We start from the raw sequence: 20,719 nt of genomic DNA, 5'->3' as shown, positions 1-20,719 counted from the left end.
TTACCGCTGTGATCCGCGCATCGTACCCGTCAGGTGGGTCCCGGGGATGCCGACCAGACACAGGACGTTGCCGTCAGCAACAGCGCGGTCGTCGAGGACGACGTAGTACATGTCCAGCTCGGACCGCTCGTACGGCGTCCCCACGAACTCGACGAACGCGCCGGCGCACTGCTGTGTGGCGACGGTCCCGGTCTGCGCGGTAGACAACCCGACCAGTGCGGCCTGCACCTTCGCGTACGCCTCTCCGGTGTGGGCCGCGGCACAGTCCGCGATCCGTACCAGCCGCAGCGTCGCGGCCTCGAGGTCCGCGTCGAAGCAGCGGCCGACCTCCACCTGCGAGATCGACACGGTTTTGCCGATGCCGCGCCGGTGCTCGCCGACCAGGTTGAGCGTGACCGCGACACCGATCGCGATCACCCAGCACAGCGACACCGCCAAAGCGCCGTACGCGAGCCGCTTCCCGTGCCCGCCGGCGCGCTTGATCCGCCGCAGCGCCACCCCGGCCAGTACGACCGCGATCGGCACCAGCCCCGGCAGGCTGACCGCGAAGGCCGCGACGGCGTACCCGTCCTGCCGCCCCTTCGGCGTCGGAATGCCCTCCAACCACGACTCAGCCGACGGCAACGACTGCCGCGCAGGCTGCATCGGGGAGGGCGGCCCGGTCATGGGGCCTCCCGGCCTGGACTGAGGAGCGGAAGGAGCGAAGCGACTGGAGCGACGAGGGAAGGCTGGGAGTCACAGCCCCATGACCCGCTGCGCCGGAGGCGTGGCATAAGCACGGTCATTGGGGTCCATTTCACGGCAGGGTGAGGCCGGGCGGACCGCTCCGCCCAGTCACCCAGTCATCGGACCCACGGGTCTCGGTGTTACACGTTCCGCCCAGTTATCGGACGTGCGTGACGCACAACTCAGCGCTGCGGGCGCCTGGGGATCGTGAAGCCGTCGCTGCGGCCCTCGAACAGTCCGACCGTCATGGCCTCGAGGGCGACCAGCGGCGCCACGTTCGCCTCGATCGCGTCCCGGCACATCGCGATCGCGTCGATCCGGCGTACCGTCTGCTCGGGCGTCGTCCGGCTCCCGAGCTGCTCGATGTTGCGCTGCAGCTCGGCGTTGATCAGCTCGCTGCCGGCCCCGGTCTGCACCACCAGCACATCGCGGTAGAGCGCCATCAGGTCGACCAGCGAACGGTCCAGAACGTCGCGTTCCCACCGCTTGGCGCGGGCCTTCTGCTGCTCCTCGAGCTCCTTCAGCGCCGCGTTCGCCTCGCGCGGCCGGGCGCCCTTCGTGCCGACCCCGAGCGCCTGCTCGAGCGCGGCCCGCTCCTTCTCGTCGACCTTTTCGGCGCTGGCCTTGGCCTCTTCCTTGGCCGCCTCGACCAGCCGCTGCGCCGCCTTCAGGCAGGCCCCGAGATCGCGCAGCGCGAACGGCACCTCGAGCACCTTGTTCCGCCGCTCGCGCACCGCCTCGTCGCGGGCCAGCGCCCGTGCCCGGCCGATGTGCCCCTGCGCGGCCCGCGCCGCGAACCAGGCCAGGTCCTGGCCGATGTCGAGGGTCCGGCTCAGCATCTCCGCAACCGCGGCGACCGGCGGCGTCCGCAGCACCAGCAGACGGCAGCGGGACCGGATCGTCGGGACGACGTCCTCGACCGTCGGCGCGCACAACACCCAGACGGTCCGCGGCGACGGCTCCTCGATGCTTTTCAGCAACGCGTCCGCGGCCTGCTCGGTGAGCCGATCCGCGTCCTCGACGACCATCACCTGCCACCGGCCCTGCGTCGGGCTCATCGCAGCCCGGCGGACCAGCTCGCGGACCTCGCTGACCCGGATCGACAGCAGCTCGGTGCGGATCAGCGACACGTCCGGGTGCGCGCCGCTGAGCGCCGTACGGCATTCGTTGCACTCGCCACAGCCGTTGTTCTTGCACTGCAGCGCGGCCGCGAACGCGCGACCCGCGTTCGACCGGCCGGATCCGGGTGGCCCGGTGATCAGCCACGCGTGCGTCATCCCGGCGACCGCAGGACCTCGCTCACCCCGCAGTACGGCAGCAGCGCCTTCGACAGCTTTCCGCAGTACGGCGACCGCGGGCTCCTGCCCGACCAGGTCGTCCCAAACACTCATAAGCTCACCTTGGGAAGCATCGGTTGCAGCCGGGCGCGGATCTGTTGCGCGATGTCCTCGCGGTCCTGGGTCGCGTCGAGAACCAGGTAGTGCTGGGGCTCGGCGGCAGCCAGCTCGAGGAACGCGTTCCGCACCCGCTCGTGAAAGGCGTCGGACTGCGCCTCGATCCGGTCCCGTTCGGCGAACCGGCCGAGCCCTTTCTTCGGCGGCAGGTCCAGCAGAATCGTGAGGTTCGGACGGAGATCGTTGGTGGCCCAACGATTCACGCGCTCGACGTCGGACAGGTCCAGGTCCCGCCCGGACCCCTGGTACGCCAGCGCGGAGTCGACGTACCGATCGGTGATCACGACCGCGCCGGACTTCAGCGCCGGCTTGATCACCGAGTCGACGTGCTCGGCCTTGTCGGCGGCGTACAGCAGCGCCTCCGCGCGGTGCGAGATGTCACCGGTCGCGGGGTCGAGGACGATCTGTCGCAGTGTCTTGCCGAGCTCGGTCGCACCGGGCTCGCGGGTCAGGAGCACCTGCTGGCCCTGCTCCTCCAGCCATTTCACCAGCAGCGCGGACTGCGTCGACTTGCCGGCGCCCTCGCCGCCCTCGAGGGCGATGAACAGGCCGGTCGTCGGATAGTCACCACGCGTCTTGCCGAAACTGCGCCGTACGTCGCGCCAGAACGGAACGCCCGGGCGGTCGTCCATCTGCCGCCAGGCGAGCAGGCCGATCACCCCTGCCAGGACGGCCGCCGCGACCATCGTCATCGAAGCGCCGTTGTACGTCGCCGAACGGCCGCCGATCGTCCACGTGTGCCGGCCGATCGCGCCCGCGGCGAACGGCGCGATCGCCAGCGTGATCGCGAGCACCGTGCGGACGGCGGACTGCACGAACGCGAACGTCCGGCCGCGCACGGCGTCCGGCACCTCGAGACCGAGCAACGTGTACCCGGAGACCCACGAGCCGCCGGCGCAGAACCCGAGCAGGACCGCGATCATCGTGGCGATCTCGATCTGCTGGATCAACGCCAGCCCGGCCAGGCAGATCCCGGACCCGACCAGCCCGGCCGCGAACAGCCGGCGCCGGGACAACCCGGAGAAGATCCGCGGCGCGAACCCCATGCCGAGCGCGAGACCGCCGAACACGGCACCGAACAGCACGCCGTACCCGGGGTCGCCGGCGCCCAGCCCCTCGACGTACGTGCGACCGAGGCCGATCACGACTGCACCGGCCGCGAACGCGCCGGAGATCCCGATCACCAGACCGCGAACCACCGGAGTGCCGGTGACGTAGGACCAGCCCTCGACGACGGTCCGCCACAGCGTCGGATGGTCCTCGTGCTCGTGGATCGCGCGGCCGATCTCGGCGACCGACACGATCGCGAACGCCGAGATGACGAAGGTCGCGGCGTTCACGTACACGGCCAGGTCGATGGCGAAGTCGCCGGCCCAGCGCGACACCAGCGTGATCGCGGTGAAGATGACCGCGGCCGGCAGCGCGGTCCCGTACGTCGTGATCAGGCTGAGCTGGTTGGCCGCCTCGAGCCGGTGCCGGGGCACCAGGTTGGGCACGCTGGCGTCCTTGGCCGGACCCCAGACCAGGCTGACGATCTCGATCAGCACGGTCGCCACCAGCACCCAGGTCAGCGTGCCGACGATCGGGATGCTGACGAAGAACGCGGCCCGGATCAGGTCGCCGACGATCATCGTCCAGCGCCGGTCCAGCCGGTCCGCGATCCAGCCCGCCACCGGGCCCATCACCAGGGCGGGCAGCACGCGCAGGAACAGCACGCCGCCGATCGCGAAGTTGGCCGCCTGGTAGTCGTCGCCGGCGAACGACTTCGCCATCGCGGTCAGCGCCAGCAGGCCGATCCAGTCCCCGAGGCTGGACAGCCCGAACCCGATCCACAGCCGCCGGAACGCCCGGATCCGCAACACCGCCCGCACATCGTGCGCCGGTGCAGGATCGGTCAACGGGTCATAAACCTCCGGCACACCGCCAGCCTAGTGGGCGGGTCGGACAGCGCATCGCAGCGCATCATCGGCGGGCGGCGTGGAGGGCTTCGCCGAGTGCGTCCAGTGCGGCCTTCAACTCGCCCGCGGGCAGGAAGCCGAACCCGAGGCGGAACACCCGCGGCTCGTCCCCGAACCAGTTCCCCTCGGCCAGCCGGACGCCGACCTCCGCCGCCGTACGCCGGAACCGCTCGAGATCGACCGACGACTTGAGCCGGATCACGCACAACGCCCCGGCATCCGGCCGAACCCACTCGACGAGCTCACTGTTCGCGGTGACCCAGTCCTGCGTGATCAGCAGGTTCTGCTCCAGCCAAGTCCGCCGTACGGCGAGGATCTCGTCCTCCTGCTCGAACACCCGAATCGCCAGCGCCTCCGTGACCGTGGAGGCGGACACCACCGTGCTGAACTTCGCCGTCCTCAACTGCTCGACCAGGTCGCTGTCCGTGCTGATCACCCACCCGATCCGCAACCCCGCCGCCCCGTGACACTTCGAGAGCGACGCGACCGACACCACCTTCGGCCCGAGCCGGAGTGCCGTGTCCACGATCGGATCGTCGCCGTACGCCGCGGTCCGATAGGTCTCGTCCACCATCAGGTACGCATCCGGGCAGATCTCGCTCATCGCCTCGACGATCTCGCGCAGGGTCTCCAGCGGTACGGCGACACCGGACGGGTTCTGGGGCGTTGCCAGACTCACCAGCTTGGTCTGTGGGGTGAGCTGCGCGCGCACCGCGTCCGCAGTGAGCCGGTAGCCCTCGTCGAAGGTCAGCGGAACGACCTGCACCGACGCACCGACCGTGTCGAACGCGTTGCGCGTCATCGGGAACTGCGGCGCCGTCGTCACCACTTCGCCCTCCAGCAAGTAGGCGAGGAGGAAGATCCCGTGCATCCCGCCCACAGTGACGACCACCTCCTCGGGCCGTACACCGTGCCGGTCGGCGATCGCCGTACGGAGCCTCACGTCACCGGCCGCTGTGCCATAGCCGAGTTCGAGGTCGCCCAGTTCGGGTGTGAGCAGGTCCGCGAGCCGGAGGTCCGGGCCGTAGCTCTCCCCCAGTTCGTGCCGCGGCTGCTCGGCGGTCAGGGACATGATCGGGTTTCTCGGAAAGGTCGGCATACCGCCATCGTTCTGGACTCGCACTGGTCGGTGGAGAGCCAATCCGGCAGAATTGGTTCGCAGATGAGACCAATCGAGGTAGTCGACCGGTTGGGCCGCTGGTCGTCCGGCCGCGGCCCGCTGTACGTGCTGCTCGCGGCCCGCCTGCGGCAACTGATCGACGACGGCGAACTCCCGCCGGGCGTGCTACTTCCACCGGACCGCGCGCTGGCAGGTGCTCTGGCGGTCGGCCGTACGACGGTGGTCGCCGCCTACGACCTGCTTCGGGCGGAAGGGCGCATCACCCGGAAGCAGGGCAGCGGCACACGCGTGGCCGGTGTACCTCGAAACGGCCAGGTCGAGGACGCTCCGGTCGACCCGATCTTCCTGGACTCCCTGGAGGCCCGGGACGACGACGTACTGCTGGCCATCTGTGCCGCACCAGGTGATCCGCCGCCGCAACTGGCGGAAGCGTTCGCCAAGATCGCGCCAGAGCTCGCCCGCATCACCGACGACATCGGCTACTACCCGTACGGTCACCCAGCGCTCCGCGAGGCGTTGGCGGATCGCTACTCGGCTCGCGGCGTGCCAACCGGTCCGGGGCAGATTCTGGTGACGAACGGCGGTCAACAGGCCCTGTCCCTGCTGGCTCACGCGCTGGTGTCGCCTGGGGACCAGGTGCTCGTCGAGGCGCCGACGTACCCGGGCGCGCTGGAGGTGTTCCGAGAGGAGGGCGCCGTACTGCGTGGTCTGCCGGTGGGACTCGAGGGCCTCGAGGCGGCGATCCGGGAGCGGCGACCGGCGCTTGCCTACGTGATCCCGACGTACCAGAACCCGACCGGCTCAGTGATGTCGGCACTCGCGCGTCAGCGGGTGGCCGGCGCGGGGATCCCGGTGATCGAGGACGAGGTGCCGGCCGACCTCAGGTTCCCTGGCGAGGCGTTGCCCACGCCGATAGCGGCGTACGGCGACTCTGTGATCTCGATCGGCTCACTCAGCAAGAGCATCTGGGGCGGGTTGCGGATCGGCTGGATCCGCGCAACGCCGCCCTTGATCAACCGCTTGGCCCGCCTCCGCGCAGTCCACGACCTAGGCGGCAACGTCCCGACCCAGCTGGCCGCCGTACACCTGTTACCGCTCCTGGACGGCCCAGCCCTGCACGAAACCCTCAAGGCCCGCCACGACCACCTACTTGCCGCTCTGACCCGGGCCCTCCCCACCTGGCACACCACACCTTTGACAGGCGGCCAGTGCATCTGGGCCCGCCTGCCGTACGGCGACGGCACGTCCTTCGCCCAGACCGCCCTCCGCCACGGCCTGGCCATCCTCCCCGGCTCCGGCCTGGACGTCACCGGCGCCAGCGACGCCTACGTCCGCCTACACTTCCGCGCCCGTCCCGCCGACCTGACCGAAGCCATCCACCGCCTGACCCAAGCCTGGTCGGCATACCACCCACCCACCGACCGAGTACACCCCCGCCCAGCCATCGCCATCTGAGGGCGGACCTGCCGCACTCACCAACCCGGTCGGTGGGACGTGACCGGGTTGGTGGTGAGCGTGGGGTGTGCCGGTTGGTGAGTGGCCCAGGTCCGCTCGTTACACGTTCCTGAAGCGGAGGGTCAGGTTAGCCGGGGCGGTTTTGAGTTTGTCTCGGTCGGGGAGGGCGGGGCCGCAGGCGGCGGTGCCTACGCCGGTTTGGGCGATGTCGATGGTGACGTGGGTGGTGTCGCCCGGGGTGAGGAACGCGGTGTGGGTCGCGTTCTCCAGGTCGGCCGACGTCCAGTCGCGGACGGTCAGGCCGAAGAGCCGGTCGACCGCCTCGATCCGCAGGCCGTCGAGCGTGGCCCAGCGGGTGTCGATGCGGTGGCCGTTCTCCTGCGGACGGACGTACGGCGTCTGCAGTTCGGCGACCGTGGCGGAGTACTTGCCGACCGCGGCGGCCTCGCGGGTGTCGACGTACGCCTCGTTCGGGCCGGTGCCGAACCACTCGACCCGCCGCACCTTCGGCAGCTCGAACGTGATGCCGAGCCGCGGCAGCACCTCGGGGAACAGCCCTTCCGGTACGACGTTCAGCTCCAGCACCACGCCGTCGTCGACAGCGGTCCAGCGCCAGGTGGCGCGCAGGCCCCACTGCAACTGCGGCGGCGCTGTCCGGGTGACGACCTCCCAGGCCCCGTCGCGCTCGCCCTGCGACACGATCCGGTGCTGCACGCGGTGCAGCCCTTCCTCGCGCCAGGCCGCGGCGACACCGGGGATCGCGTCGTTGTCGATCGGCGCCCGCCAGACATCCAGCCGAGCGTTCTTCACGCCGGCAACCGTGATCCCGTCGATCCCGGCCTCACCTGTGGCCGGAGAGCCGTTCACCACAACCTCGGCGGCAGCAGGCTCGTCCAGCCGGATCTGGCCCCACGCGATGCGGTGTCCGGCCTCCGCCCACGACGTCGCCTCGGTAAAAGAAGCGGTCACGGTCACCCAGGTCTCGGGCTTCGAGGGATCCACCGACGGCAGCTCGACCGTCACGGTCTCGCCAGGTGCGATCACGGGAACCGACAGGCTCCCGGAGTCCACCTGCTCACCCTCGGTCTCGACGACGTAGCCGAAGCTCAGGTGGCTGGTGTCGAGGACCTCGTAGCGGTTGGTGATCGACACACGGTTGCCATCAGCAACGATGCGCAGCGGCTCGATCACCTTGATGTACTCGTGCATGCCGGGCGACGGCGTCCGGTCCGGGAACAGGAGACCGTCGCAGACGAAGTTCCCGTCGTGGATCGTCTCCCCGAAGTCCCCGCCGTACGCGTAGACCTCGCGGCCGTCGATCGTGGTCCGCAGGCCGTGGTCGATGAACTCCCAGATGAACCCGCCCTGGCAGCGCGGGTACTTCTCGAAGACCTCGCGGTAGTCGACCAGCCCGCCCGGCCCGTTCCCCATCGCGTGGCCGTACTCGCAGAGGATGAACGGCAGGTTCCGGTAGAGGCCCCTGTCCGCGCCGATCTCCGCGCAACCCTCCGGCGAGGTGTACATCCGCGAGTAGATGTCGACCCACTCGGCCTCGGTGTCGCGCTCGTAGTGCACCGGACGCGACGGGTCGAGCTCCTTGACCAGGTCGTACATCGCCTTGAGGTTGTCGCCCATCCCGCACTCGTTGCCGAGCGACCAGATCACGATCGACGGGTGGTTCTTGTCCCGCTCGACGGTCCGGCGCATCCGGAGCACCATGTCGTCGCGGAACCGCTCGTCCATCACCGGGTTCGGCAGCTTCGGCGGCTGCGGCTCGTACCCGAACCCGTGCGTCTCGAGGTCGCACTCGTCGATCACGTACAGCCCGTACTCGTCGCACAGCGACAGGAAGTGCGGGTGCGGCGGGTAGTGGCTGGTGCGGACCGCGTTGATCCCGGCCCGCTTCATGATCAGTACGTCGTCCAGCATGTCCTGCTCGGTCAGCGAGCGGCCCCGGTCCGGGTGGAACTCGTGCCGGTTGACGCCGTTGAACAGCACCCGGTTGCCGTTGACCGTGAAGATCCCGTCGACGATCGCGACGGTCCGGAATCCGATCCGCAGCCGCACGTCACCACCGGCAGTCCGCAGTACGGCGTCGTACAGCCGCGGCACCTCGGCACTCCACGGCTGCACGCCCTCGACCCGGGTGTGCTCGCCGGTCGGCAGCTCCAGCCCGAGCTCGGGGACGGTCACCGTGCCCGGTACGTCGGACTCGACGAGCAGCGTGCCCGCGCCGTCCACGTGGTCCCACGCAGCCTTGACGAAAACATCGGTCGGCGCGTCCGGGCGCAACGCGAGCAGGTTGACCTCGCGGAAGATCCCGGACAGCCACCACATGTCCTGGTCCTCGATGTAGCTGCCGGTCGACCACTGGTGGACACGGACCGCGATCCGCGCTTCCTTGCCCGGAGCAACCAACGAGGTGACGTCGAACTCCGACGGCAGCCGGGAGCCGGACGACCAGCCGACCCGTTCGCCGTTCACGTACACCGCGAACCGCGAGTCCACGCCCTCGAACCGGAGCACGATCCGGGCGCCTTCGAAGTCCGCCGGCAACGTCACGGTCCGGACGTAGTCGCCGGTCGGGTTGTCGGTCGGCACGTACGGCGGCTCGAGCGGGAACGGGTAGACCACGTTCGTGTACGCCGGCGCGCCGTACCCGCTCAGCTGCCAGTGGCCCGGGACCGCGATCGTGTCCCAGCCGGAGGTGTCCGGGTCCTTCAGGTCGTCCGGCGCATCCGCCACGGTCGGGGACAGCCGGAAGCTCCAGTCCCCGCTGAGCGCCACACGCCCGGAGTCGTCATCCAGCCAGGCCCGCGGCGCCAGCACGTTCAAGCCCGAAGCAAAGTCCTCGACATAGTCCGTCACAGGAGTCGACCCTAAGCCCATCCCGTTCACAACTCCACACCGATCAACAGATATGGACAGCACTGGCCTCATCTGGCCAGGGCTGGCTGGTGCACTTCCTATCCCGTAGTGGCGCTGAAGATGTCGTTGTTGCCGAAGGCCGCCGGACAGTCTCCCAGCGGCCAGGGCGCCGGCAGGACCACCGTGCCGGCATTCGCGGACGCCTGACGCCAGGCGTCGAAGGCCGGGCAGTCGGCGGTGCGGCGGACGTCCGTCCATACTCCGGCGCCGTAGGCGCGCGTCGCGATGGCATAGACGTAGTCACCAAGGAACTCGTTGTACAGGATCCGGCCCTGTGACGAACCACGCGCGTCACCGAGCGGTCCGGAGTACTCCGTCGTCCAGGCGCCCGGGGCACCACCTGCCCCGATAGCGGCGGTCTGAAGCACTCCATGCTCTGGCCGTGGGTTGGTTGTCGTCGCCTGGAACGGCGACGTGAACGCCTGCGACACCACGTAGACGCGATTGCCGTTCGGGCTGATGGCCGGCGCGGCGTACGCCGTGATGTCTCCTGGCGGCGAGATCGGTGTCGGCGTACTGAACGAGGCCGCCCCGTTGATCGAGTACGCGAAGAACGCCCGCTCGTGGTCAGGGCCGTCCCGCCCGTCGACCCAGGCGTCCACGATCTCGTTGGTCGCGTCCACACCGGTCGGCGCCCCGTTCGCGATGTCGACGCTCGGCATCGCGGAGAGGTCGGTCCGGGCCCCCGCGACACCGTCGATGACGCACCGCCCGGTCACCGGGTCATTGTGGAAGCAGGGATCCGTGATCGCCACGACATCCTGTGGCTTCCGCCAGGTCTGACCGCCGTCCAGTGACTTGATCACCGTGTGGAAGCCGGCCAGGCTCGTCCCGCCGAAGTGCGTGAAGAACACGTAGACGACACCGTGGCTGTCGGTCCGCACGGTGCAGCCGTCGTACGCGCCTTGCCTGGCGTTGGCGATGGCCGGCGCGACCTGGTGCTGCTTCCAGGTGACGCCGCCGTCACGGGACGTGGACACCATCGGTTTCAGCGGGAAGGCGTTGCCCTGGCTGAAGCTGTGGAAGTCCGAGTAGCAGACGTAGGCATTGCCGAAGAACGGGCTGGACTCGGCGTTGTCCGCCCAGATCTGCTCCTTGTCCAGGCCAGCACTGAACGCCGCGTGCGGTGCGGCGAAGTAGGGCCTCGACCAGTTCGCCTGGTTGGCGATCCGGGCCGGCGTCACGTTGTCGATGCTCGACACGGTCACCGCGAAATTGCTGTTCTGGCCGGTCCCGTTCCGGATCACAGTGTCGGTGAGGTTCGTGGCCAGACTGGAGAAGTACAGCCGGTCGCCATTGGCCCAGGAGAACCCGTTCGGTCCGGGCGCAGGCCCGAAGGCGACGCCGGTGTCACTGCGCGAGCGCAGGCCGTTCTCGTAGTAGTTGGGCACGGTGTGGATCGGGCCGACGTGCGGGACGCACGGCTCGACGGTCGGGCTGCAGTCGGCTGCTGTCAGGCCCGAGTAGGTCGGCTGGATCCAGGTGTGACCGCGGTCGAAGGAGAAGTGCACCGCGGACAAGCCGACGCCAAGGTTGAAGGTACCCAGCGGGAACGAGCAGGCGGCGTGCTCCGTGGCGGCCAACCGCGAGCAGGGCTGCATGTCGACCAGGTCGTTGGAACCCGCGGCGAGCACATTCGTCCGGATGGCGCTGACCGCCAGGGACGGCTCGTTGGACGAGTTCCGGGGGTGGAGGTTGGTGGGGCTGGCAACGCTGACGAGAGCGTCGGTCACCGTCTGGGACTGTGCGGCTTGAACTCCGATCGCACTGAGCGCGAGGGCAGCGGCCAGGATCAGACATCGTCGCAGGGAACGCACGGGGGACTCCTCTCCGCGCGGCCCAGGTCCGGGCAAGCGGAGGGTTCACCACGGGAATGGCCTGGGCCGTGACAAACGTGTCCGGCGTCAGCGTAAGCCCGCTCGGCCCCTGCGCCCAGAGCTTGGGTCAGGTGCTCTCGGCGCAGTTCTTGCAGACTCCAACCAGGGCCACCTGCTCGGGGGCGAGATGGAAGCCGAGTTCGCGGGCGAGCTTCTTCCGGGCGGACTCCAGGACGTCGCCGGGCGCGTCGTACACGGTGCCGCACTCGGAGCAGCGCAGGTGCAGGTGCCGCGGCGCGAGGTCCCCGGCCAAGTGGTACGTCGTACCCGCCCGGCCCAGATGCACATGCGTGACGAGACCGAACTCACCCAGCGCGTCGAGCGCCCGGTAGACGGTGGCGCGGTGGATCCCCGGACGGAGTTGCTCGGCCCGTTCACCGATCTGCTCGGCGCTCAGGTGCTCCTCGGTGCCGGCCAGCACCTCCACCACCGCGAGCCGCGCCGGAGTGACTCGCTCCCCACGCTCCCGCAACCGCTGCGCGCTGACTTCCACCGCACTCGTCACAGGCGCTCCTTTGCAATCGGGCTTCAGCTACCGAGCCGTCCCCCGGTGAGCACCCAGACCAATGTACTTTCCGCGTACGACGTCTCACACCTTGGGGAACTGCGATGAGTGATCAGTCGAACGCCGTCGTACGCCGCGGCGCCGCCGAACTGAGCGGTGTGGTGCGGAACGTGCAGTTCCGCTCCGAACTGCGCGGTGAGAACGGCTCCGTCCAGGTGCTGACCTTCCAGCTCGAGCAGCACGACGCCGTCGGCAAGCAGTTGCAGCCCGTGCTGGTCGAGCTGCGCGGGCTGTCGCTGGAGGGTCAGGTCGCCGACGGCGAAGAGGTGACCGTCGCCGGGAAGTGGCGCAACGGCCGCGTCGTCGCGAAGGAGGTGGTCAGTCAGACCACCGGCGCCTCGCTCCGCGCCCGGCGGCCGCCGCTGTGGGTGGCGGTGCCGGTCGCGATCCTCTTCATCGCGTTCTTCGCGTTCGTGCTCTACTTCATCATCCGCGGCTTCAGCAGCGTCGGCGGCTGAGGCCGGTCAGCTCTTCTTCGCAGCCGTCTTCTTGGCGGCCGTCTTCTTGGCGGCCGTCTTCTTCGCCGCCGTCTTCTTCGCAGCAGTCGTCTTCTTGGCCGCAGCCGTCTTCTTGGCGGCCGTCTTCTTGGCCGCGGTCTTCTTGGCGGCCTTCTTCGCCGTCTTCTTCACCGGACCGCGGGCGCGCTTCTCCGCCAGCAGCTCGGCCGCACGCAGCAGCGAGATGGTCTCGACCGAGTCGTCCTTGCGGAGCGTCGCGTTCGTCTCCCCGTCGGTGACATAGGGACCGAAGCGACCCTCCTTCACCACGACGGGCTTCTTGGACTCGGGGTCCTCGCCCAGCTCCTTCAGCGGCGGCGCGGCGGCCCGCCGGCCGCGCTGCTTCGGCTCGGCGTAGATCGCCAGCGCCTCCTCGAGCGTGATGTCGAACATCTGCTCCTCGGACGACAGCGACCGCGAGTCCGTGCCCTTCTTCAGGTACGGCCCGTAGCGCCCGTTCTGCGCGGTGATCTCGTCACCGGACTCCGGGTCCTTCCCGACCACGCGCGGCAGCGACAGCAGCTTCATCGCGTCGTCGAGCCCGATCGACTCCAGGGTCATCGACTTCAGCAGCGACCCGGTCCGCGGCTTCGCGCTCTTCGGCGCGTCCTCCGGCAGGACCTCGGTCACGTACGGCCCGAACCGGCCCGCCTTGGCCACCACGCGCAGACCGGTGTCGGGCGCCGTACCCAGCTCGTGCTCGACACCCGACGGCTGCTCCAGCAGCTCCTTCGCCTTGTCGACGGTCAGCTCGTCCGGCGGCAGGTCCTCGGGCACGTTCGCGCGCCGCTCGTCCTTGTCCTCGACGTACGGCCCGTACCGTCCGACGCGGACGACGATCCCGCTGTCGTCGCCGCCGACCGGGAACGTCGACATCTCCCGGGCGTCGATGTCGCCGAGGTCGGTCACCATCGACTTCAGGCCCTCGAGGTTGTCGTCGCCGAAGTAGAACCGGGACAGCACGCCCTCACGCTGCAGGTCACCGGCCGCGACCTCGTCGAGCACGTCCTCCATCGTCGCGGTGAACGCGTAGTCCACCAGCCGGGTGAAGTGCTCCTCGAGCAGCCGGACGACCGCGAACGCCAGCCAGGCCGGAACCAGCGCCTGGCCTTTCTTGTAGATGTACTTGCGGGCCTGGATCGTGCCGATGATCGAGGCGTACGTCGACGGCCGCCCGATCTCCCGCTCTTCCAGCCCACCGACCAGCGTGGCCTCGGTGTAGCGTGCCGGCGGCTTCGTCTCATGGCCCGAGGCGAGAACGTCGATCGCGGGCAGGACATCGCCCTCCTCGACGTTGGGCAGCCGGGTCTCCTGGTCGTCGCTGCCGGCGGACGGGTCGTCCTGCCCCTCGACGTACGCCTTGAGGAACCCGTGGAACGTGATCACCCGGCCGGACGAGGTGAACTCGCACTTCTCACCGCTGGAGGCGGTCGCGTCGATCTTGATCGACACGCTGTTCCCGGCGGCGTCCTTCATCTGGGACGCGATCGTCCGCATCCAGATCAGCTCGTAGAGCCGGAACTCGGCGCCGCTCAGGCCGGTCTGCGCCGGGGTCTGGAAGACCTCGCCGGCCGGCCGGATCGCCTCGTGCGCCTCCTGGGCGTTCTTCACCTTGGAGGTGTAGACACGCGGCTTGTCCGGCAGGTACGACGCGCCGTACAGCTCCCGGACCTGGGCCCGGGCCGCGGTGATCGCGGTGTCCGACAGCGTGACACTGTCGGTACGCATATAGGTGATGTTGCCGTTCTCGTACAGCCGCTGGGCGACCTGCATGGTTTGCGACGCGGACATGCCGAGCTTGCGGCCGGCCTCCTGCTGCAGCGTGGTGGTCCGGAACGGCGCGTACGGCTTGCGGGTGTACGGCTTGGACTCGATCGACCGGACGGTGAACTGCGAGTCACGCAGCGCGGCCGCCAGTGCGGTCGCGGTCTGCTCGTTCAGATGAACCGTGTTCGCGCCCTTGAGCTCACCGGTCGAGCTGAAGTCGCGGCCCTGCGCCACCCGCTTGCTGTCCACCGAGACCAGGCGGGAGGGGAACTGCCGCGGCGTCCGGCTCTCACCGGCGTCCAGCGTGGCATCGAGGTCCCAGTACGACGCACTCCGGAAGGCGATCCGCTCGCGCTCGCGGTCCACCACCATCCGGATCGCAACCGACTGCACCCGGCCCGCCGACAGCTTCGGCATGACCTTCTTCCAGAGCACCGGCGAGACCTCGTAGCCGTACAGCCGGTCGAGGATCCGGCGGGCCTCCTGCGCGTCGACCAGGTCCTCGTCGATGTCGCGGGCGTTGCCGACCGCGTCCTGGATCGCCTTCGGGGTGATCTCGTGGAAGACCATCCGCTTGACCGGGACGGTCGGCTTCAGCTCCTCCAGCAGGTGCCAGGCGATCGCCTCGCCCTCGCGGTCCTCATCTGTCGCCAGGAAAAGCTCGTCAGCGCCTTTGAGCAGGTCCTTGAGTTTACGGATCTGGGCCTTCTTGTCGGCGGGCACGACGTACAGCGGGTCGAAGTGGTCCTCGACGTTCACGCCGAGCCGGGCCCACGGGAGGCCCTTGTACTTGGCGGGGATCTCGTCCGCCCCGCTCGGCAGGTCGCGGATGTGGCCGAAGCTGGACTCCACCACGTACCCGGACCCCAAGAAACCGGCGATCATCCGCGCCTTCTTCGGCGACTCGACGATCACCAGACGGGTCCCTGCGGCTGTCTTCGTCCCTGCTGCCCCTGCCACTGCGCTCCCTACTCTCGTCCTGCCGACAACGCCCCTACTCCGTCGTCTGTTCCCCCGGGCACAGACCGACCCTGCCCGAGGACAGGGTACGGCCGACGGCAACGCATTTCTCAACGCACGGTAACCGCTGCGGCCCCCTTTATGCCCCTCAGGGTTCCAGAAAGTGGCGAACAACCCACCGTCACCGCGCGTCGCGAGACTGCCACAGACTGCCCTTGGGCGCCTAACGAGCGTACGCCGTCTCAGCGGGTGAAGCGGACCTCGGGGAACTTGGAGGAGTCTCCGCGGAGCAGAAGAGACGGGCGGCGGCGCAGTGTCTGGTCGAAGAAAGCGGCGACGTACTCGCGCTGGGCGAGCACGCTCCGCGCCGGCTTGGCGCTGCCCACCAGCGCCTTCATCACCGACGTGATGATCGGGTCCTCGCCGTAGATCTCATGGAACAGCTGGGAGAAGATGAACTGGTAGTCGGTGAACGCCCGCTGCTTCGTGCTCGCCAGCGTCAGGTTCAGCTTCCCGCCGCGCTGCGCCTCCCAGAAACTCGCCCACGATCTGTCGTAGTACTCCTTGCCCGGATCGGTCCGCTGCGTCTCGGCCGAGCCGAACAGCAGGAACGGCCGGTCCAGCCCCTTCTCCGCGACCTCACCGAGCGGGCCCTTCAGCCGGTCGTCCTGCAGCGTGCCGTCCAGGTCGAGCCCGGCCAGCACCCGCTCGTCCTCGAGCATCGTGTTCGCGGCCGTGTAACCGCCGAGCGCGAACCCGAACATGCCGACCTTGCGCAGCTCCAGCCCCTCCGCCAGCCCGTCCGGGAGATCCTTGCCCTCGGCATCGATGTTCTCGCCGCGGGCGAGCCGCTCCAACGCGTCCAGCACGAACCGCGCGTCCGCGGTCCGGGTCTCGACCGCCTTCCGGATCTCCGCCGGATCGGCCGGCTCCGCGGTCGGCGCACCGGGCAGGAAGCGCCCGCCGGGGAACTCCACCGGCGTCTCGTGCGAGTGGTCCATAGTCACCACGACGTACCCGCGCCCGGCCAGATCCTCCACCTGCGCGGTGTTCACGAACCGGCTGTACCGGTAGCCGGGAGAGAACAGTACGACGGGATGCCGCAGCCGCTGCATCGGTACGTCGACGCGCGCATGTGTCTCGGTGTTCGCGAAGTCGAACGAACCGCTCGGCAGGGCGAGCCCGTAGTCACCCGTCCACAGGTCGTCCACCTCGACCGCGGTCCGCGGCGGCATGTACTTCGCGAACGGTGCTCGGCCGAACATGCCCGCCGGGTACCAGAGGCTGATCATCAGCTCCCGCTGCCCGCTCGGCATACTCGGATCCGGCCGGGACCGATCGATCAGGTGGATCGCCGTCGTCCCGAGCGCTTTGCGCCCGGTCGGCTCGGGCAGCCGGAACCGCACCGGGTGGAAGTCCGGATCACCCTGCGTGCGGACGCGGTCCAGCGCGGGGCCGTCCGCGGCGTCCGGGTCGAACGGCGAGGCCTTGGCCAGACCCGGCGTCGCCGCCGCGACACCCGCCGCCAGACCGGCCAGCACACCGGCCGACAGGACGTGACGCCTGGTGAAGACGTGGCCGCTGGGGCTGGTGGGACGCCTGTTCGTCATGCGACTCATCGTCATCGCGGAGTTTCACTCCGTGATAGCGACACCGTTTCAACTTGATGAAGCTGACCTGATGACAACCGGTCGCCGGTGAGCTTCAATGTCCGCACCTTGTTCATTGATGCGTGAAGTGAGGCAGTCGTGAGCATCTTTGTCCGCATGAAACGTTCAGTAGTCGCACTAGCGTTGCTAGCCGGCGCGCTGGTGCACACCGCTGGCTCCGCGCAGGCCGCCGGCATCACGCTCGGTGACGTCAGCGGGTTCTCCGCCGACCAGGCGACGTACACCCTCAGCGCCGGGGCCGCGAAGGTCCGGGTCGTGTTCCTCAAGGACGACGTGTTCCGGCTCTGGATGGCGCCGGACGGGAACTTCACCGATCCCGCCAACACCGGCGAAGGCTCGAAGATCGTCACCAAGACCGACTACGGGACGCCGCCGACGACCTGGCGGGACCGCGGCGCCTACTACTCGCTGAGCACCGGAAAGATCGAGGTCCGCGCGCAGAAGCAGCCGCTGACGTTCTCGGTGTACCGCTCGAACGGCCAACTCGTGTGGGCCGAGGCGACACCACTGTCCTGGACCGACACGTCCACCACGCAGACCCTCGGCCGCGGCGCGAACGAGCAGTTCTTCGGCGGCGGCATGCAGAACGGCCGCTTCTCGCACCGCGACCAGACGATCAAGATCTCGCGGGACTTCAACTGGGAGGACGGCGGCAACCCGAACGCCTCGCCGTACTACATGAGCACCGCGGGGTACGGCGTACTCCGCAACACGTTCAGCCCGGGTAGTTACAACTTCACTAGTCCCGTTGTCACTACGCACGACGAGAAGCGGTTCGACGCGTACTACTTCATCGGCGACCTGAAGACCTCGCTCGACCGCTACACCGAGCTCACCGGCCGGCCGTTCATGCCGCCGATCTACGGACTCGAGTACGGCGATTCGGACTGCTACAACCGCGGGCACTACGGGACGGATCCGGATCCCAGCAACGACTGGAAGGTCAACCCGGACAAGGTGACGACGCTGGACGCGGTCAAGGTCGCGCAGCGCTTCAAGGACGAGGACATGCCGGGCGGCTGGATGCTCGTCAACGACGACTACGGCTGCGGGTACTCCGCCAACACCGAGTCCGAGCAGGTCGACGGCACCTGGTGGGGCAAGCGGGACATCCCGGCGCTGAAGCAGGCCGGTGACGACCTGCGGGCGCGCAACATCCAGATGGGTCTGTGGACGCAGTCGAACCTGGACCGGCAGCCGGCCGAGGTCGGCGAAGCCGGTGTCCGCGTCCGGAAGCTCGACGTCGCGTGGGTCGGTCCGGGGTACCGGTACGCACTGACTGCCTGCGACACCGCGCACGACGGGATCGAGCAGTACAGCAACGCCCGCGGCTTCGCGTGGATGGTCGAGGGTTGGGCCGGCGCGCAGCGGTGCGCGGTGCAGTGGACCGGCGACCACAGCGGTTCGCTCGACGCCATCAAGTGGCAGATCCCGGCGATCACCGGGTCCGGCAACTCCGGCATCGCGTACAGCGCGGGCGATGTGGACGGGATCTTCGGTGGCTCCGCGACGTCGTACGTGCGGGACATGCAGTGGAAGGTGTTCAACCCGGCGTTCATGACGATGTCCGGCTGGTCGACCCCGGCGTACAAGCAGCCCTGGGCGTACGGCGATCCGTACACCTCGATCAACCGCAAGTACCTGAAACTGCGGGAGCGGTTGCTGCCGTACTTCTACACGTACGCCGCCGAGGCCCACCGGACCGGCGCTCCGCTGAACCGGTCGCTGGTGCTGGAGTACCCGACCGACCCGAAGACGTGGGACGACACGACGAAGTACGAGTTCCTGGCCGGGAAGGAGTTCCTGGTCGCGCCGATGTACGGCGCGGACGAGGTGAAGAACGGGATCTACCTGCCCGCGGGCCGGTGGATCGACTACTGGACGGGCCGTGTGTACCAAGGCCCGACGACTGTGAACGGGTACCACGCCGCACTCGACACATTGCCGCTGTTCGTGAAGGCGGGCGCGGTGGTGCCGATGTGGAAGCCCGGGATCAACACCGCCGCCGAGCAGGGTTTCGGCGACCGGGTGAGCCTCGACATCTACCCGTCCGGGAAGTCGTCGTTCTCGATGTACGAGGACGATCGCGTGACCCGGTCCGGGAAGTCCGCGACGCAGACGTTCGCGGTCGACGCACCGACGCAAGGCCGCGGCGACGTGACCGTGAAGATCGGCGCCGGCATCGGGTCGTACGACGGCAAGCCGGCCACCCGCCCGTACGAGCTCACCGTCCACACCGGCTCCGCCCCGCGCAACGTCACGATCGACGGGCGCCTGGCCGCCTTCACCTATGCCAATGGCATCGTCCGCGTGCAGACGGTATCGATCCCGACCTCCCGCACCGCTGTCGTGGTGCTGTCGGGAACGTCCGCTGTGGGCGGGCCTGATGTCACCAACACCTTCGGAACGCCTGAGCTCACCACGCCGTCACTGTGGAACGCTCCGGGTCAGGCGACCGAGGTGACCGCGTCCTTCCGCAACGGCGCCGCGACGACGGTGCGCGACGTACGGCTCGACGTCCAGGTTCCGGCCGGGTGGAGCGTCAGCGGCGCGAACACCTTCGCGTCGGTGGATCCCGGTCGAACCGTGACGACCAAGCTGCAGGTGACGCCCGGCGCGAACGTGAAACCCGCGAGCTTCACGTTGACGTTGAAGGCGTCGTATGTTGCTCAAGGCAATAGTTATACGAACACCTCGACAGGTACGGCGCAGTTGCCGTACGCCTCGGTGTCGCAGGCCGCGAACGTGGTCGGGGTGAGCGACGCGTCGACGTACAAGCAAGGGAACTTCGACGGGTCGGGCAACAGCTTCAACGGCGAGGCACTGGCGGCGGCCGGGTACACACCCGGCGCGACCGTGAACGTGCAGGGCGCCGACTTCACCTGGCCGAGCGGCGCGCCCGGTACGCCGAACCTCGTGAAGAACCAGTCGGCTCCGATCCTCGTGTCGGGGACCGGCTCGCATCTAGCACTGCTAGGCGCCGGCGCGAGCCTGAACGCCCGCGGGACGGTGACGGTGATCTACACCGACGGGTCGACGTCCGAGGGCACGTTCCAGTTGCCGAACTGGTGCTGTCAGGATCCGACGACGGGTGGCGCCAAGCTGGCCGTGTCGGTCAAGGGGCGGTACACGGCGGCCGGGTTGAGCAACACGACGACGGACTACCGGGTGTTCTACACCGCCGTACCTCTCGATCCCGGGAAGACCGTGAAGGCGATCAAGCTGCCAGGCGGCGGGCTGGGCTTCTTCGCGGCCACGATCGCCGACAAGCCGTTGCCGCCGGCACCGACCGGGGAGAACTGGGTCAGCGACCTCGAGTTCCTTGATTCCACCAACGGTTGGGGCCCGGTCGAGCGCGACCACAGCAACGGCGAGGACGCGGCCGGCGACGGCGGCCCGATCACGCTCGACGGCGTCCAGTACGCGAAGGGCCTGGGCGCTCACGCCCCCTCGTCGGTGAGCGTCCGCCTCGGCGGCAACTGCACGAGCTTCACCACCAAACTGGGCATCGACGACGAAATGGAGGACCGCGGCAAGGTCACCTTCAAGATCCTGACCGACGGCACCGCCCGCTACACGTCGGACCAACTGACCGGCACCTCACCGACCGCCACCACCACGGTCGACGTCACCGGCGCCCAAACCCTCACGCTCCAAGTAACGGACGGCGGCGACGGCGTCACCAGCGACCACGCCGACTGGGCCGACGCCAAACTCACCTGCAACCCCTAGCCCCCACAGC

12 protein-coding genes are annotated in these 20,719 nt (G+C 68.9%); 3 read left to right on the top strand and 9 right to left on the bottom strand.

The features are described from left to right. The 4 genes from EV647_RS13270 to EV647_RS13255 form a co-directional block, all read right to left on the bottom strand. The gene (locus EV647_RS13270) at positions 1-666 is read right to left on the bottom strand and encodes a DUF4190 domain-containing protein (protein WP_134002569.1); all 666 of its coding nucleotides are present in this window, start codon (positions 664-666) and stop codon (positions 1-3) included. 242 nt (positions 667-908) lie between these two features. Continuing rightward, entirely contained in the window at positions 909-2,117 is a 1,209-nt protein-coding gene (locus tag EV647_RS13265) for a DNA polymerase III subunit delta' (RefSeq protein WP_134002567.1), read from the bottom strand. After that, complete coding sequence (gene tmk, locus EV647_RS13260; protein ID WP_134002565.1) at positions 2,114-4,099, bottom strand: dTMP kinase; 1,986 nt, start codon at positions 4,097-4,099, stop codon at positions 2,114-2,116. The genes EV647_RS13265 and tmk overlap by 4 nt, the downstream gene beginning before the upstream one ends. A 43-nt stretch (positions 4,100-4,142) precedes the next feature. Next, positions 4,143-5,237 carry a pyridoxal phosphate-dependent aminotransferase gene (locus tag EV647_RS13255; RefSeq protein WP_134002564.1) on the bottom strand — a complete coding sequence of 365 codons (1,095 nt, stop codon included), beginning with the start codon at positions 5,235-5,237 and terminating at the stop codon, positions 4,143-4,145. A gap of 63 nt (positions 5,238-5,300) precedes the next feature. Here EV647_RS13255 and EV647_RS13250 point away from each other — a divergent pair, with 63 nt between their 5' ends. After that, complete coding sequence (locus EV647_RS13250; RefSeq protein ID WP_134002562.1) at positions 5,301-6,713, top strand: PLP-dependent aminotransferase family protein; 1,413 nt, start codon at positions 5,301-5,303, stop codon at positions 6,711-6,713. A 99-nt stretch (positions 6,714-6,812) separates the two neighbouring features. Here EV647_RS13250 and EV647_RS13245 read toward each other — a convergent pair whose 3' ends face one another. The 3 genes from EV647_RS13245 to EV647_RS13235 form a co-directional block, all read right to left on the bottom strand. Continuing rightward, complete coding sequence (locus EV647_RS13245) at positions 6,813-9,581, bottom strand: glycoside hydrolase family 2 TIM barrel-domain containing protein (protein WP_238177186.1); 2,769 nt, start codon at positions 9,579-9,581, stop codon at positions 6,813-6,815. Between the two features lie 98 nt (positions 9,582-9,679). Continuing rightward, positions 9,680-11,458 carry a sialidase family protein gene (locus tag EV647_RS13240; protein WP_134002558.1) on the bottom strand — a complete coding sequence of 593 codons (1,779 nt, stop codon included), beginning with the start codon at positions 11,456-11,458 and terminating at the stop codon, positions 9,680-9,682. A gap of 127 nt (positions 11,459-11,585) precedes the next feature. Next, the gene (locus tag EV647_RS13235; protein ID WP_134002556.1) at positions 11,586-12,023 is read right to left on the bottom strand and encodes a Fur family transcriptional regulator; all 438 of its coding nucleotides are present in this window, start codon (positions 12,021-12,023) and stop codon (positions 11,586-11,588) included. Positions 12,024-12,127: 104 nt separating this feature from the next. Between EV647_RS13235 and EV647_RS13230 the strand changes: the two genes are divergently transcribed. Then, positions 12,128-12,541 (top strand): hypothetical protein, encoded by a 414-nt coding sequence (locus EV647_RS13230; RefSeq protein ID WP_134002554.1) that lies wholly within the window; start codon positions 12,128-12,130, stop codon positions 12,539-12,541. Between the two features lie 6 nt (positions 12,542-12,547). Here EV647_RS13230 and topA read toward each other — a convergent pair whose 3' ends face one another. Next, positions 12,548-15,307 carry a type I DNA topoisomerase gene (gene topA / locus EV647_RS13225; protein WP_255517903.1) on the bottom strand — a complete coding sequence of 920 codons (2,760 nt, stop codon included), beginning with the start codon at positions 15,305-15,307 and terminating at the stop codon, positions 12,548-12,550. Between the two features lie 242 nt (positions 15,308-15,549). Continuing rightward, a complete protein-coding gene (locus EV647_RS13220) occupies positions 15,550-16,917 on the bottom strand; it encodes a lipase (protein ID WP_134002552.1) in 1,368 nt (455 codons plus the stop codon). Between the two features lie 156 nt (positions 16,918-17,073). Here EV647_RS13220 and EV647_RS13215 point away from each other — a divergent pair, with 156 nt between their 5' ends. Beyond that, positions 17,074-20,709: an NPCBM/NEW2 domain-containing protein gene (locus tag EV647_RS13215; protein WP_134002550.1), complete on the top strand. Its 3,636-nt coding sequence runs from the start codon at positions 17,074-17,076 to the stop codon at positions 20,707-20,709. The last annotated feature ends 10 nt before the right edge of the window (positions 20,710-20,719 follow it).

The organism is Kribbella sp. VKM Ac-2566, from assembly GCF_004366005.1.
In the GTDB taxonomy this organism is placed as follows: Bacteria; Actinomycetota; Actinomycetes; order Propionibacteriales; family Kribbellaceae; genus Kribbella; species Kribbella pratensis.
This window is presented reverse-complemented; position numbering and strand designations above follow the sequence as displayed.

Excerpts from the sequence above, each read along its gene's own strand:
- EV647_RS13270 (WP_134002569.1), bottom strand. The coding sequence starts at position 666 with ATGACCGGGCCGCCCTCCCCGATGCAGCCTGCGCGGCAGTCGTTGCCG.
- EV647_RS13215 (WP_134002550.1), top strand. The coding sequence starts at position 17,074 with ATGAAACGTTCAGTAGTCGCACTAGCGTTGCTAGCCGGCGCGCTGGTG.
- EV647_RS13230 (WP_134002554.1), top strand. The coding sequence starts at position 12,128 with ATGAGTGATCAGTCGAACGCCGTCGTACGCCGCGGCGCCGCCGAACTG.
- EV647_RS13250 (WP_134002562.1), top strand. The coding sequence starts at position 5,301 with ATGAGACCAATCGAGGTAGTCGACCGGTTGGGCCGCTGGTCGTCCGGC.
- EV647_RS13255 (WP_134002564.1), bottom strand. The coding sequence starts at position 5,237 with ATGCCGACCTTTCCGAGAAACCCGATCATGTCCCTGACCGCCGAGCAG.
- EV647_RS13220 (WP_134002552.1), bottom strand. The coding sequence starts at position 16,917 with ATGACGAACAGGCGTCCCACCAGCCCCAGCGGCCACGTCTTCACCAGG.
- EV647_RS13265 (WP_134002567.1), bottom strand. The coding sequence starts at position 2,117 with ATGAGTGTTTGGGACGACCTGGTCGGGCAGGAGCCCGCGGTCGCCGTA.